The following is a 12,458-nucleotide window of genomic DNA, read 5'->3' as shown; positions in this document are numbered from 1 at the left end:
AACTGCACAGTAACCGGGCTGGGCTAAACGCCCCGTAACCTCATATCAGTGCTGAGCCGCGTTTACATTCGAGGCTTTCACCCAAGTCACGGATCATCTCCATCAATGCCTTCACCCGCAGCGGCAAATTTCCGGCCGGGTATACCGCGTGCATCTGTGGGCTCTCGCCGCTGCTGGAGGTGAGTTTGTACTCAGGACAAACCCGGCACAGGCGCCCCGCTTCCACTTCGGGCTCCGCCATCCAGTCCGCCAAGCGGGCGATCCCGACGCCTGCCAGGGCTGCCTGGAATACCGCCAGACCGGAGCTGAAACGAAATTTTGGGTGAACCCGAAAGCTGATGGCCTGCTGCTCACTGCGAAAATTCCAATCCTTGAGAATCCGTGGCGCCGTGTGCAGGATCAGCGAGTGCGACTCCAGTGCCTCGATGGAGTCGGGCATGCCGTTGCGCTCCAGGTAGTCGGGGCTGGCATACAGATAACGTGAGTAACTCCAGAGCGCAAAGCCGATCAATTCGCTGGATTGTGGAAACGCGCCGCGAATCGAGAAGTCCAGCTTGCTCTTGGCCGGGTCAATGATCTCATCGGTGAAAATCACATCGATTTTTACGTCTGGATAACGCTCGCAGTATTGCGCGATCAACCGGGGCAATACCCCGTGCCCGAGAAGCTCGGGGGCGGAAAAACGGATCCAGCCGGAGGCCAGGCCGCTGAGGCCGGCCAGGTCTTCATCCACCTCACGTTGCAGATCGAGCATTTTGTACGCGTGGGGCAATAAGCATTCACCCGCTTCGGTCAAGCTCACGGCATTGGACGAGCGAATGAACAACTTGAGCCCCACACTTTCCTCCAGGGCTTGAACGGCGCGGGTCAGTGCGCTGGGGGAGCGCCCCAGCGTGCGTGCCGCGGCGACGAAGCTGCGCTTGCGAGCCACGGTCGCGAAGGCTTCAAGTTCCCCCAACATATTCAATGCCACTGTCCACCTCATTGCACTTTTCACAACGCGGCATTGCAACACAAAAAAGTCCCTTCCGTTAACCTTCCCGTTCAACCCACAAGGATTGGGCAAACAGGAGCGCACGGACGTGTCGAAGCTGGATATAGAAATCGGGAAAGCTGCAGCTTGTGTTGATGAAGTCATTCATGAATGGCTGGAAAAACAATCAGTGACGTCGATCCGGCGGGAGATACCGCAAATTCATCTGTCGCTCGAAGAACAACGCACACTTCAGGCCGGTCTGGCATCGCTGGACGTGACCGATAGCGCCTCGGGTATCCGCCACATGCCGGTCCTGGGTCAGTTGCTGGAAAGTGTCCTGGCCACCGAGAAAATTCAGCAGCTACGCAATTTTCCAAAGTCCCGTGAAGTGGCGATGATCGTCAGGGGGCTGCCGCTGGACCCGCAACTGCCCGCCACGCCCTATGACCTGGAGCCGGGTATCGAGAACCTGTCGACGCTGGCCGGGGCTATTTTGTCCGTGCTGCAAACGCTGCAAACCCGTCCGCTGGCGTACGAGGGTGAAAGCAGCGACACCGTGTTCCGTCACGTTTCGCCCAAGCAAAAGCGAGAGACCGAAAAGAGCTCCTATGGCTCGCGCGCGGATCTGGACATGCATGTCGACAACCCTCACCTGCCTTTGACCTGCGAACCCGTCTCGCAGTTGTCGGCCTGTCCGGAGTACCTGACCCTGACCGGCCTGCGCTGCGAGCTCGACGTACCGACGCGCATCGTCGCCATTGACGAGGTGCTGGCCATTCTGCCGACCTGGGTCGAAGAAGAAATGTCACGGCCGAAATTCACCGTTCGCCGGCCTGCCTCCTTCGGCAAACACGGGAATGTGCTGGAAAACGTGCCCTTGCTGTACAGAAGCGCAACCGATGGCCTGTATTGCCGCTACAACAAAGCGAGTGTCGAAACGACCTGCGCCAATGCGCAGTTCGCCCTCCAACTGTTCGCCGCCGCCGCCAATCATGCCGATGTCGTGCACCACATACTGCTGCAACCCGGCGACATGCTGATCTTCAAGAACCAGCAAACCCTGCATGCCCGGGATGGTTTTACACCCCGCTACGACGGCCGTGATCGCTGGATGTTACGTGTCTTCGGGGTCAATGATCCGGCACGCGTGGTGCCGCTGGACCCAGATCAACCCTATATAGTCAGAGCCTGATTCATGGTCGATATTGTCATCCTTTGCGTGTTCGCCTTCGCCGCCGGCCTGATCGATGCGGCGGTGGGCGGCGGCGGACTGATCCAGATTCCCGCACTGTTCAACGTGCTGCCCACCGCTCAACCGGCGGCACTGCTGGGTACCAATAAGGTCGCGGCCGCCTGCGGCACCGCATTCGCGGCCCGGTCCTTCGTGCGCAAGGTGGTGATCGACTGGGGTCTTGTGATCCCCGCCGCCTGCGCGGCTTTTGTCATGGCCTTCTTCGGAGCCGCCACGGTGTCGTTCGTACCCCAGTCGATGATCCGGCCGGCGGTGCTGGTGTTGATCGTACTGATGGCGATCTACACCTTCTGGAAAAAGGATTTCGGCGCCCTGCACAAACCCATGCGCATCGGTACCAAGGAAAAACTGCTGGCGATCATCATCGGCGGTGCCATCGGTTTCTACGATGGTCTGTTCGGTCCCGGCACTGGCAGCTTCCTGATCTTCCTGTTTATCCGCTGCTTCGCCTTTGACTTTCTTCATGCCTCGGCATCGGCCAAGCTAGTGAACATCGCGACCAACGTAGCGGCACTGATGTTCTTCATTCCGACGGGTAACGTGCTCTACCTGATCGCAATCCCCATGGCGGCATTCAACATCCTGGGCGCGCTCACCGGCACCTGGCTGGCGGTTCATAAAGGCGTGCCCTTTGTCCGGGCTCTGTTCCTGGTGTTGCTGGTGATTCTGATCAGCAAACTGTCCTACGACCTGTTCCTGTAAACCAGAGGAAAACTCCATGCACCCCATGTTCGATCGCCTCGTGGCACTACTCGATGCCCGCTCAGCCTCCTACCGGGTGTTGATGCACGATGCCGAGGGCCAGTCGGCGCGCGTCGCCGAAATCCGTGGCACCGAGCCCGGCCAGGGCGCGAAGGCCATGCTTTGCTCCCTCAAGGGTCAGGCCGAACCCTATGCCCTGGTGATCCTGCCGGGCGACCAGAAGCTGGACATGAAGAAAGTCGGCGCGGCCCTGGGCGGAAAAAAAGCCGAGCTGGTAAAGGCCGAAACCGCCATGGAACTGACCGGTTGCCGGATCGGCGCCATCCCTCCTTTTGTTTTCGATGAGCGGATTCAATTGATCGTCGATCCGGCCTTGACCACTGGCTACGCTGAAATAGCCTTCAACGCGGGCCGGCTGGACGCGTCGATGGTGCTCGATACGAAGGATTATCTGGCGATTGCCATGCCTCGATTGCTGGATATCAGCCAGGCTTGAGCAGATGTTTTCAGGGACGGATTTATTTTCAAACTTCTTAAAAAACCGATCTTGAAAATAAATCAGTCTCCTGGGCTGTAGCCATCGGCGAGAAGCGGCTTTTCGGGGACGAGGGCAATCGGGCAATAGTCGCCATTCACGAAAGGCTCCTTTCGACGCATGGCAGCGTGATGCTTAGCTTCATTGGTCCACCGCTTACCAACTTCCGTAAGGGATGCCGAACTTCTCGATATAGCGCTTGGATTTTTCACTGACCGGGTACGCGTAACGCCCTTGGTTCTTGCCCTGACCAGGGCCTAACGGTTCGATCTCGGCTTGGGCCTTTGCCACTTTGGTCGGGCGATGGCATGAATCCCGAACAAAAACCTGCACAACGCCACCGGGAGCCAAGCCCAAGTAGATAGACGCGCTATAGCTGGCCTGTTCCTCTGGAGTTTCAGGACATCGCTGATTAACGGAAGCCATCATCATTTGCCTAGCCTCCTCAGGCACATCCACCCAAACCTTATAAGTCTGCGGTTCGACAATGGATTGCCAGCGCACGTAAATGCGTTTGGGCAGATCAACGCCGATCACCGCTTTTGAGGCAGCGCCCACAGCATGCCAGCCTCGGGCGGATTCCTTTCCATTTTCCGGTTCCCCGCCTGCGGCCGTACCTCCTCCCGTGCGCTTGAACAGCTTGCCGTTTATATCCTCGACGGCGCTGTCTTCAACCCACACCTTCATGTAATAAGGTTCGGTGAACGCGAGTTCCCACGACTCGGCTTTGGGATCGTTTTTGCCTGATAGCGGATCTGCAGATTGGCAACCGGCCAAGAACAATATGCATAGCAGCGTGATGCTTAATTTCATTGGTTTATCGTCTACCAACTTCCGTAAGGAATGCCCCACTTCTCGATATAGCGCTTCGACTTTTCACTGACGGGATACGCATATCGTCCTTGGGTTTTCCCCTGACTCGGCCCCAACGGCTCGATTTCGGCCTGAGCTTTCGCGACTTTGACCGGATCGTGACATGAGTCTCTTACCCACACTTGCACAACGCCACCGGGCGCCAAGCCCAGATAAACCGAAGAAACATAGGTAGCTCTTTTCTCTGGCGTTTTCGAGCAGCGTTGGTTGACCGAAGTCAGCATCAATTGCCTGGCTTCTTCGGGTATATCGATCCAAACACTATAGGTTTGAGGCTCTACGATGGATTGCCAGCGAACGAAGATTCGTTTGGGGAGATCAGCGCCCACCACCGCTTTGGCGGAGCTGCCCAAGCCGTGCCAGCCTCGCGCAGACTCTGTTCCGTCTTCTGGCTGCCCGCCCGAGGCGGATCCGCCGCCAGTGTGTAGGAGCGTCTTTCCTTTGATGTCTTCGACGGAGGTGTCCTCAACCCAGACTTTCATATATCTAGGCTCGGTAAAGCCGAGTTCCCACCATGGGGATTTGGGGTCGTTTTTTGCTGATAGCGGGTCAGCGTGACAACCAGCAACAAACAGTATGCAAAGCAAGGTTGCGAATAACTTCATTACCAAAGCGTCCAGTCAGGTACATGTGGATGTTTTATTCGAATTGCATCTGCCGTGGGGGCGTTGATATATACAGCCCGCAAGCCACTTCCATCTCTTCGCCCAAGTGGGTGGTTCCAGTTCGCGGATGTATGAATGTACTTTAGCTGGAGCACTTGCTCCTCTTCCAGCGTGGTGCTGTAGTCACCAGAGACAAATCGATCGCACATGGATTGAAGTTCTGCAGGAATTACAAACTCAGGGGTCTCGGGAATATCGTTGAAACGCACTCCCTTGGCTTTTGCCTGTTGATGCATTACGCGCAGGCAAACTCTAGCCAGCATTCCGCTCACCGGCCGTTTTAGCTGCAAGGCAGCATAGACTCGCTTAACGCGTGGACCCAATCGATCTTGCGGGTCGATTGGCATCAGGAGTGCCGGTGGTGTAACGATCTCCAGCATTTCGGAGGGCCAGCCTTTGCTTAGCCACTGGCTTCTCACCTTCACCGCATCCTGGTAGATCGATGTGGTGGCGACATCCGTATTAATGGACACCTCAAGAGTTTGCATTGGGCTGATGAGTACGCACTCTTCAGCCTCTTCGAGGTAGCCACCACCAATATCGGAGTGCACACCGGGCAGGACAATTTCTGGATGGTCCATCGCCACGCGACTGAGGGCAAAATTACCTCTGCATTCATCCCGAGCAACCAGTTGGACAACATCGGTGAAAAAGCGTCGGTCGAGGTAAAGCCTGATACCTGGTGCTACAGCGCTTTTGATGTTGCCCAAATTGGACCAGCCAGCAATTGACGGCACCGTGTCGAACAAACCTATGAAGCCCATATTGATATCGCTGTGGTATTGATCAACGAAGGACGAACTGAAGACATCAGAATTACTTCGTAAGATTTCGCCCAGCGGGCCTTGTTTGCCACGCACGATCTCATTTGCGAAGTGCCGAGCGGCTGCCGCGCCGCGACTGAATCCGAAAGTGTCGAAGGTCAATGAGACAATTTCACTCCCCGGATTTTCTTTCACTGCTTCATTGATACGTTGTTCGATGAGCACAAACGAAGATTGAACGCGACCGGCAACACCTGTTTCCCCGCGCCCGGCGCCAGCTCCCAGGGTGCTGTCTTCTTCACCTGATCGGGTACCGATGCCTTCGACATACACCATACGGAATGCCTGCTTTCGCAGCCCCTCGCCTTCGGCTACTTCAGGAGCGTCATACAGATCACTCAGCCTTTTCACATTGCTAACGTCATTACCGTAACTGCTATCCGGATCGCTCATATACGGCTTGCAGCTAGCATCGATATCTTTGGCAGCAATCGGATGATGCGCGCCACAAAGCAAACCTGCGGCGGCGTTATTCGCGTTGTTACCCGTGCCATCAAAGAAAACCCCAATCCGCAGCGCGATGCCGATTTTCTCAGGCTCGGGCGCGGGTTCTTTCCCGTGTTTTTCGTATTCCGCCCAGTGCTGGGCGTGGATATCGACGGGTTTGGCTTCTTCGTAGCGACGGTTTTTCGGGGGGTTGGGGACGTAGCCGCTCAATCCGTGATTCCTTGTTCTGATCCTTGAGAACGGGCCGAAGGGTGACAGCCGAGGCTGGGGGGCGCAGGCGTGGCCGTGTGCCAGCCTGGGTTGAGACCGCGTAGCGTGACGAGGGTTTCCCCTCGTCGTGGTGGGGGTTACTTGGGGATTTCGACTTTATCGAGAGCCTGGTTTACGGCCAGTTCGGCGAGCATTACGACTTGCGCGATGCCCAGCGCGTTTTTGCGGTGGGAGGTGCTGAGTATGGCGGCGAAGTTGTTGAGCATTTCGCTGGCGGAGCCGAGGGTTTCGCTGGCGTTGGCGAGCAGCGATTCGGTGTCGTACTTCGGGTTGGCGAAGTACATGCGCTCGGGCTCGTTGGTGCTGGCCATGATGTGGTCGGCAGGCTTGAGGTAGTGGTCGAGGGCGCGTTCGGCGGCTTCGTGAAATTTCCTGGAATCGGGGGGTTCGTAGGGGGATGTGGGGTCGGTTTCTGGCGGGTTGGGTGTTGGTTTGAACATGGTGAAACTCCTAGTTAATAAAAGGAGCCTTCACCTTCGCTACCAAACGAAGGGTGGCGGCCATACGCGGGTTGGTAGACCGGTAACTAGGACCCGGCACACCCGAAGGTGTCCTGCGCATGACCACCATTGAGCAGAGACCCGACGGGGTCTGCGAACGGTGCGCGATGCGACTAGTTATGGCGGGCTACCAAACCCGATCACTGTTTTTCAGTGACCGACAAACGATAGAACCCGCGACCTAGACGCACAAGCCGGCGGATTCTGGCTTAGTCGTAGGTAACGGCGCAAGGCGTTGTAGGGTTTCGGTGGTTACTTGAGGCTTCGTTTAAACAGTGGTGCTTTTATTGTTTATTTCGGTCAGAGGTTGATCAGGTGACTGGGCTGACGTCTTCGCGAGCAAGCCCGCTCCCACAGGGATTTATGGTCGGCTTGGGACTTGCGGGGGCTGGGTCGGTGCCATCGCTAGCAGGCTCACTCCTACATCGGCCGGACCAGACTTGGGAGCGTTTTTGGTCGGGCTGACGTCTTCGCGGACAAGCCCGCTCCCACAGGGATTTGTGGTCGGTTTGGGACTTGCGGGGGCTGGGCCTGCGTCATCGCGGGCAGGCCCAGAGCATTTTTGCCGAAACGCCTGAAGGCCGCGGTTTTTCGGACAACATCTTCGACGCGGATGAAGCTGCCCAGCAAGCGTTCCAAAACGAATTCAAGGGGCGCGACCCTGCAATTGTCAAACAGCTGGAAAAGATGATTACAAAGTACGATCGCTAAGTGCGACGGCCGCAGGGTCGAGCCAACTGCGCACGGCGGGTGGTTTACAGGCTCAGGCAGGCGCCGCGGCTCGATGCAAAACTTGAAACTCAATTGAATTTGCCGAGGTGGGTCGGGTTGGTTGCGCTCTGCGCTGAGCGCAGCATCGATTCGACTTCGGCAGCTGCTGAACGCCGGTCGCCCCAGATGGCATTCGCACCCACCACGACAAGGTGGCTGAATGCTGCTGCTTTTGATCCCAGCTTCACCCTTTTCGGAGTGGCCCTGGATACCACCATAAGTCCTACCACCTCCGCTCAGAAGCTTCTTCCCAGGTAACCTCTTCGATCGACATTTTCGTGTTTTCGAAAATACTGCTGACGGCATTCTGCATCTTGGGTTAATTTGTCCCACTGCCACAATCCAGGAAATGAACAATGAATAAAGCTGACCCGCAACACCCATCCCGCCGCATGCTGCTCAAGCGCGGAGCGGCCCTTTCAGCATTAACGATTACTGGAGTGGCCGGATTAACTATGCCTTCAGTCTCTTTTGCTGCAGCGCTCAGCAAAGAAGAGCGAGATAAAATGACGCCGGATGAGGTCATTGAAAGCCTGAGATCCGGCAATCTGCGTTTCCGTGAAGGCAAAAGGCAGAAGCATGACTATTTGGCGCAAAAGCGCGCCAGTCAAAACGGGCAGTATCCGTCAGCGGTAATTTTAAGCTGTATTGATTCGCGCGCCCCGGCGGAAATCCTGCTGGATGCCGGTATTGGTGAAACGTTTAACTGCCGCGTGGCTGGCAATGTGGAAAACGAAGACATTCTCGGCAGTATGGAATTTGCCTGTGCTCTAGCAGGGGCCAAGGTAGTAGTGGTGATGGGGCATACCTCCTGTGGTGCAGTGAAGGGTGCAATTGCCAATGCCGAACTGGGAAACCTGACTGGATTGTTGAGCAAAATCAAACCGGCAATTGCTGAAACGGTATACGAAGGTGAGCGTACAGCTGACAACTATGAGTTTGTCGATTCCGTTGCCCGCACCAACATCAAAATGACGATGGCCGATATCCGTCAACATAGCCCGACCCTGAACAAGCTTGAGCAGGATGGGAAAATAAAAATCGTAGGCGCTATCTATAAGCTTATGGGTGGAGAGGTTGAGTTCTTTACCTGAAAACAAATAATCGTCAGCCTGGCCATGGCCGCTTTCGATTGCAAACGCTACGGCTGCAGGTCTTCCTCTGAATTGCGCAGTGGCCGCAGCTCACCTCGGGCGACCTCATCTGGTACTGCGAAGGAGCACCTGGAAGGCACCGACGATGAGTGCCAGCTGGATGCGATGGATACGAAGTCTGATCGCTGAGCGCTCCCGGCTGGTTCGTTCTGGAAGTGATGGGGGATTGGGCGGACGCCTTCGCGGGCAAGCCCGGCTCCCACAGGTTTCGCGGGTTGCTCAGGTTTTGTGGTGTGTCATGTGGATCAGGGCTGATCGCCTGCCACCCGGCGCCGGTCGTTCTTCGATGGAAAACGGGATGAAGCCGAGTTTCGGATAGAGCAACAATCCTGCGGTGTTTTCGTTGAAGCAGGAGAGTTGCACTTCCTTGGCTTGGTATTTTTCGAAACCCAGCGTGGTCATGGTTTCGACGATGTATCGCGCGACACCTTGCCCACGAGCGTATGGCGCGACGATGACGTTGCCGATGCAGCAGATGCCATCGTACTCAGCACGGTAGAAATTGGCGAAACCGACGAACTCGCCGTTTGCCAGAAAAGCCGTGGAGTCGAAGCGCTGGCTGATCGCGGTGTGCATCTGCTCTTCCGTCAGCGGGAAGTTTGCTTTCGGGAACATGAAGAACAGCTCTTGCTCGCCTTGAGGAAAGCCGCAAATGGTTTTGACGTCGTCGGCGGTCACTGGCCGGTGGGAGAAATTCATCACTGCCCTGCCCTCACTTTTTGCCGCTGGCCAGATGATGCGCAACCAGCGCATTGGCATGCCCGTGGCCCATACCGTGTTCTTCCTTGAGCCATGCCACCAGTACCATGTGCTTTTTGTCGGTGACGCTGGCGAGCAGGGTCAGCCAGTGGTCGATGGGTTGGCCGTACTTTTTCTCGATGGAGGGGAAGTACGACGCCGGGCCTTTTACTTTGTTGTCTTCGCTCATGCTGCACGCTCCGTTGGTTCGCGACGGAGGGTCGGCGGACGCTCCTTGTCGGCAAGGCCTAAGCGTGGACGCGAAGTGCGGATCCGGCAACTGCCCCCTACCGGACGCCGCAAAAACCTGTGGGAGCGAGCCTGCTCGCGAAGTTGTCGTGTCAGCCAACATCATCATCGGATGACACACCGCTTTCGCGAGCAGGCTCGCTCCCACAAAGAGATCAGCGTGTGCCTGTACGCCCCGGCAACATCCGCACCCAATAATAATGAAACAACCCCGCCAGCGCGTGCTGCCCAATCAGCCAGTAACCGCTGCTGCCGATCAGTTCGTGCCACTACTTCAGGCATTTGGCGAAGTCCGGGGTGGAGATCATCAGGTCATAGAAGGCCAAGAGCATCAACTGCGAGATGCAGATCTCCCAGGCCGGTGGTTTCGACGCAGACAAATGCGCCGACGAACAGCATCCGCATCCGCATCCGCATCCGCATCCGCATCCGCCAGTGCAGAATGATAGAAAGATCACGTGGAGGTACATCAAAATCCAGGATTAAGCCTCCTGACTCTCACGTCTACCGCACTTCGTTTATTTCTGCATGACAACGAACTGATTACTTTCCCTAATGGTAGATACCCGAATCAGCGACCTCCGTGGCCTCTTCTGTGCAGTACACGACTTTATCCAGATAAGGTGCGACTTCCTTTGCCCAATCGGCCTTACGACGGGCGAACCAGATCAGTTGCGCACTGACATCAACTGGCATTTCGGCTTGTCCTGAGCTTTTATATGCCGCCCAAGTATCTGCGGCGCCGTGTTTTGCCGAGTCCTGATGTGTATAGGCAAGAAACCGTTTAATATGCCCTGTGGGGCACGCTTTGGTTGCTGCATAGTCTCGTTCGATATGAGCGGCAGAATAGGAGTCTTCAACCATATGCAGCAATGAACCCAGCGCGTGATCGGCAAAGTCGTTGGGGGTGTCTTCCAGATGGTACTTGGGCTGCATGATGTAGCTAAGTTGCCAATCCGCCTGACGGGCAAAGTAACGGTTCAGATTTTCTATTTTCACAGCTTTAAAGTGAGTTGCAGGCTTCAGCTCATTCGTCGCCATGCGATAGGCAAACTCGGCCCACATAAGGATTTTCTGTTTTGTATCGACGGCTTTCTCGCCATCCGCCGACGCCATTGAGTGTAAAAACTGCATATCGCCGTAATGGCTGCGGTAATGCATCTTGTACCTTGAATCGATGGTGTAAGCAGAGTTGTTTGCTCGCCTCTTCGCATCCCACATATGCCCCACCCAAGTCAAAGCTGAAATTCTATAGAGACTTTGGTTCGGGTCATCATTCCACCATACGCCACGTATGAGTGAGTCTTGAATAACGGCATCAGGACTGCTGTTTAACTTGCAAACAGCATCGTTCGGGGTTTCCTCAACGCAGCGTTTTACAAACCGCTCACGTGCCAAACGTGTAATTCTTTCGTGTACCGGTTCCGAAAAATGATCTGCAGCAGTACCTTGGGGCGCAACGATATATCTGTTCATTGGGTTTAATTTGAAGGCGTGCGCACTACCGGCTGCGGTGGCCATTATCAAAATAGCGATGCTGATCTTTTTCATAGCTAAGTCCGTTGCTATCCAGTCCTGATCACAATGCTAGTAGTTAATTAAACGGCCGTTGTCTTTTAATTCGCGGGATGCCCCTTTTTAACTCCTTACACATTCAAGCATGCGCGCGTCGGCAAGGCCTAAGCGTGGACGCGAAGTGCGGATCCGGCAACTGCCCCCTACCGGACGCCGCAAAAACCTGTGGGAGCGAGCCTGCTCGCGATGGCGTCGTGTCAGCCAACATCATCATCGGATGACACACCGCTTTCGCGAGCAGGCTCGCTCCCACAAAGAGGTCAGCGTGTGCCTGTGCGGCCCGGCAGCATGCGCACCAGCGTGTTATCGCGCACCCAATAATGGTGAAACAGCCCCGCCACTGCGTGCAGGCCGATCAGCCAGTAGCCGCTGCTGCCGATCAGTTCGTGCCAGTACTTCAGGCGTTTGGCGAAGTCCGGGTCGATGGCGACCGGGGCCGGTACGTGGAAGCCGAAGTACGGGAACGGTTTGTCGCCGGCGGCGAGCATCAGCCAGGCGAGGATCGGGGTGGCGATCATCAGGCCGTAGAGGGCCAGGTGCATCAGGTGCGCGATGCCGGTCTGCCAGGCTGGGGGTCTGGGGGTGATCGGTGGGCGCGGGGTCAGGCGACCAAGCAGGCGGATCCACACCAGGGCGAAGATGCTGGCGCCGAACAGGCCGTGAAAGCCCATCAGCAGGCCGCGCGCTTCGCTGCCCTTGGGCATGTAGCCTTTGATTTCAACGCAGGCGTAAACGCCGACGAACAGCGCCAGCATCAGCCAGTGCATCGTGATTGAAAGTTTTCCATAACGGTTTACGGCGTTGTCGCGGGTCATAAGTAGCGCCTCGTGATTGTCGTGTGTGACGGTCGGAGCGGTCGACGGTCACGTTCCTTTGGCCGGGCGAACCGACGGTGTCACCCTGCCCGGCCAGTCTTAAGACAGTCTG

At 56.3% G+C, this 12,458-nt stretch carries 14 protein-coding genes and 1 pseudogene; 5 read left to right on the top strand and 10 right to left on the bottom strand.

Going from position 1 to position 12,458, the window contains the following annotated elements; translation table 11 throughout:
* Positions 1–40 precede the first annotated feature (40 nt).
* Complete coding sequence (locus tag CKW18_RS04275; protein ID WP_095187626.1) at positions 41–973, bottom strand: LysR family transcriptional regulator; 933 nt, start codon at positions 971–973, stop codon at positions 41–43.
* On the opposite strand from CKW18_RS04275, the gene CKW18_RS04270 reads away from it, so the two are divergent.
* Genes CKW18_RS04270 through CKW18_RS04260 form a run of 3 tightly spaced genes read left to right on the top strand, consistent with a single transcriptional unit; the run spans position 894 to position 3,426 of the window.
* Positions 894–2,168: a TauD/TfdA family dioxygenase gene (locus CKW18_RS04270; RefSeq protein ID WP_256586890.1), complete on the top strand. Its 1,275-nt coding sequence runs from the start codon at positions 894–896 to the stop codon at positions 2,166–2,168. The genes CKW18_RS04275 and CKW18_RS04270 overlap by 80 nt on opposite strands.
* Positions 2,169–2,171: 3 nt before the next feature.
* A complete protein-coding gene (locus CKW18_RS04265) occupies positions 2,172–2,930 on the top strand; it encodes a TSUP family transporter (RefSeq protein WP_095187624.1) in 759 nt (252 codons plus the stop codon).
* Positions 2,931–2,946: 16 nt separating this feature from the next.
* Positions 2,947–3,426: a YbaK/prolyl-tRNA synthetase associated domain-containing protein gene (locus tag CKW18_RS04260; protein ID WP_095187623.1), complete on the top strand. Its 480-nt coding sequence runs from the start codon at positions 2,947–2,949 to the stop codon at positions 3,424–3,426.
* A 195-nt stretch (positions 3,427–3,621) separates the two neighbouring features.
* Here the strand turns inward: CKW18_RS04260 and CKW18_RS04255 are convergent, their stop codons facing one another.
* The 4 genes from CKW18_RS04255 to CKW18_RS04240 all read right to left on the bottom strand — a co-directional run bounded on the left by CKW18_RS04255 (position 3,622) and on the right by CKW18_RS04240 (position 6,984).
* On the bottom strand, positions 3,622–4,278 hold the full coding sequence (locus CKW18_RS04255; protein ID WP_095187622.1) for a DUF2931 family protein: 657 nt from the start codon (positions 4,276–4,278) through the stop codon (positions 3,622–3,624).
* 11 nt (positions 4,279–4,289) lie between these two features.
* Positions 4,290–4,943 carry a DUF2931 family protein gene (locus tag CKW18_RS04250; protein WP_095187621.1) on the bottom strand — a complete coding sequence of 218 codons (654 nt, stop codon included), beginning with the start codon at positions 4,941–4,943 and terminating at the stop codon, positions 4,290–4,292.
* Entirely contained in the window at positions 4,943–6,484 is a 1,542-nt protein-coding gene (locus CKW18_RS04245) for a DUF2235 domain-containing protein (protein ID WP_095187620.1), read from the bottom strand. Before CKW18_RS04245 ends, CKW18_RS04250 begins: the two co-directional genes overlap by 1 nt.
* A gap of 137 nt (positions 6,485–6,621) precedes the next feature.
* Positions 6,622–6,984 carry a DUF6124 family protein gene (locus tag CKW18_RS04240; protein WP_095187619.1) on the bottom strand — a complete coding sequence of 121 codons (363 nt, stop codon included), beginning with the start codon at positions 6,982–6,984 and terminating at the stop codon, positions 6,622–6,624.
* A gap of 576 nt (positions 6,985–7,560) precedes the next feature.
* Here CKW18_RS04240 and CKW18_RS04235 point away from each other — a divergent pair.
* Both CKW18_RS04235 and CKW18_RS04230 read left to right on the top strand, forming a co-directional pair.
* Positions 7,561–7,755, top strand: coding sequence for a hypothetical protein (locus CKW18_RS04235; protein WP_095187618.1), 195 nt, complete (start codon positions 7,561–7,563; stop codon positions 7,753–7,755).
* Positions 7,756–8,171: 416 nt separating this feature from the next.
* On the top strand, positions 8,172–8,909 hold the full coding sequence (locus CKW18_RS04230; protein ID WP_095187617.1) for a carbonic anhydrase: 738 nt from the start codon (positions 8,172–8,174) through the stop codon (positions 8,907–8,909).
* 279 nt (positions 8,910–9,188) lie between these two features.
* On the opposite strand, the gene CKW18_RS04225 is transcribed toward CKW18_RS04230, so the two are convergent.
* From CKW18_RS04225 to CKW18_RS04205, 5 genes and pseudogenes are all read right to left on the bottom strand, one after another.
* Complete coding sequence (locus CKW18_RS04225; RefSeq protein WP_095187616.1) at positions 9,189–9,668, bottom strand: GNAT family N-acetyltransferase; 480 nt, start codon at positions 9,666–9,668, stop codon at positions 9,189–9,191.
* A gap of 13 nt (positions 9,669–9,681) precedes the next feature.
* Positions 9,682–9,897, bottom strand: coding sequence for a DUF4287 domain-containing protein (locus CKW18_RS04220; protein ID WP_095187615.1), 216 nt, complete (start codon positions 9,895–9,897; stop codon positions 9,682–9,684).
* 214 nt (positions 9,898–10,111) lie between these two features.
* Positions 10,112–10,324, bottom strand: a pseudogene (locus CKW18_RS30885) (cytochrome B); the annotation flags it as partial.
* A 184-nt stretch (positions 10,325–10,508) separates the two neighbouring features.
* Complete coding sequence (locus CKW18_RS04210) at positions 10,509–11,507, bottom strand: hypothetical protein (protein WP_095187614.1); 999 nt, start codon at positions 11,505–11,507, stop codon at positions 10,509–10,511.
* 284 nt (positions 11,508–11,791) lie between these two features.
* Positions 11,792–12,346 (bottom strand): cytochrome b, encoded by a 555-nt coding sequence (locus tag CKW18_RS04205; RefSeq protein WP_095187613.1) that lies wholly within the window; start codon positions 12,344–12,346, stop codon positions 11,792–11,794.
* Between the last annotated feature and the right edge of the window lie 112 nt (positions 12,347–12,458).

The sequence above is a fragment of the Pseudomonas sp. Irchel 3E19 genome (genome assembly GCF_900187585.1).
Classification (GTDB): domain Bacteria; phylum Pseudomonadota; class Gammaproteobacteria; order Pseudomonadales; family Pseudomonadaceae; genus Aquipseudomonas; species Aquipseudomonas baetica.
Note: the sequence above shows the minus strand (reverse complement) of the source record. Positions and strands in the feature narration are given on the sequence as shown.

Excerpts from the sequence above, each read along its gene's own strand:
- CKW18_RS04205 (WP_095187613.1), bottom strand. The coding sequence starts at position 12,346 with ATGACCCGCGACAACGCCGTAAACCGTTATGGAAAACTTTCAATCACG.
- CKW18_RS04220 (WP_095187615.1), bottom strand. The coding sequence starts at position 9,897 with ATGAGCGAAGACAACAAAGTAAAAGGCCCGGCGTCGTACTTCCCCTCC.
- CKW18_RS04265 (WP_095187624.1), top strand. The coding sequence starts at position 2,172 with ATGGTCGATATTGTCATCCTTTGCGTGTTCGCCTTCGCCGCCGGCCTG.
- CKW18_RS04250 (WP_095187621.1), bottom strand. The coding sequence starts at position 4,943 with ATGAAGTTATTCGCAACCTTGCTTTGCATACTGTTTGTTGCTGGTTGT.
- CKW18_RS04230 (WP_095187617.1), top strand. The coding sequence starts at position 8,172 with ATGAATAAAGCTGACCCGCAACACCCATCCCGCCGCATGCTGCTCAAG.
- CKW18_RS04240 (WP_095187619.1), bottom strand. The coding sequence starts at position 6,984 with ATGTTCAAACCAACACCCAACCCGCCAGAAACCGACCCCACATCCCCC.
- CKW18_RS04210 (WP_095187614.1), bottom strand. The coding sequence starts at position 11,507 with ATGAAAAAGATCAGCATCGCTATTTTGATAATGGCCACCGCAGCCGGT.
- CKW18_RS04260 (WP_095187623.1), top strand. The coding sequence starts at position 2,947 with ATGCACCCCATGTTCGATCGCCTCGTGGCACTACTCGATGCCCGCTCA.
- CKW18_RS04225 (WP_095187616.1), bottom strand. The coding sequence starts at position 9,668 with ATGAATTTCTCCCACCGGCCAGTGACCGCCGACGACGTCAAAACCATT.
- CKW18_RS04255 (WP_095187622.1), bottom strand. The coding sequence starts at position 4,278 with ATGAAATTAAGCATCACGCTGCTATGCATATTGTTCTTGGCCGGTTGC.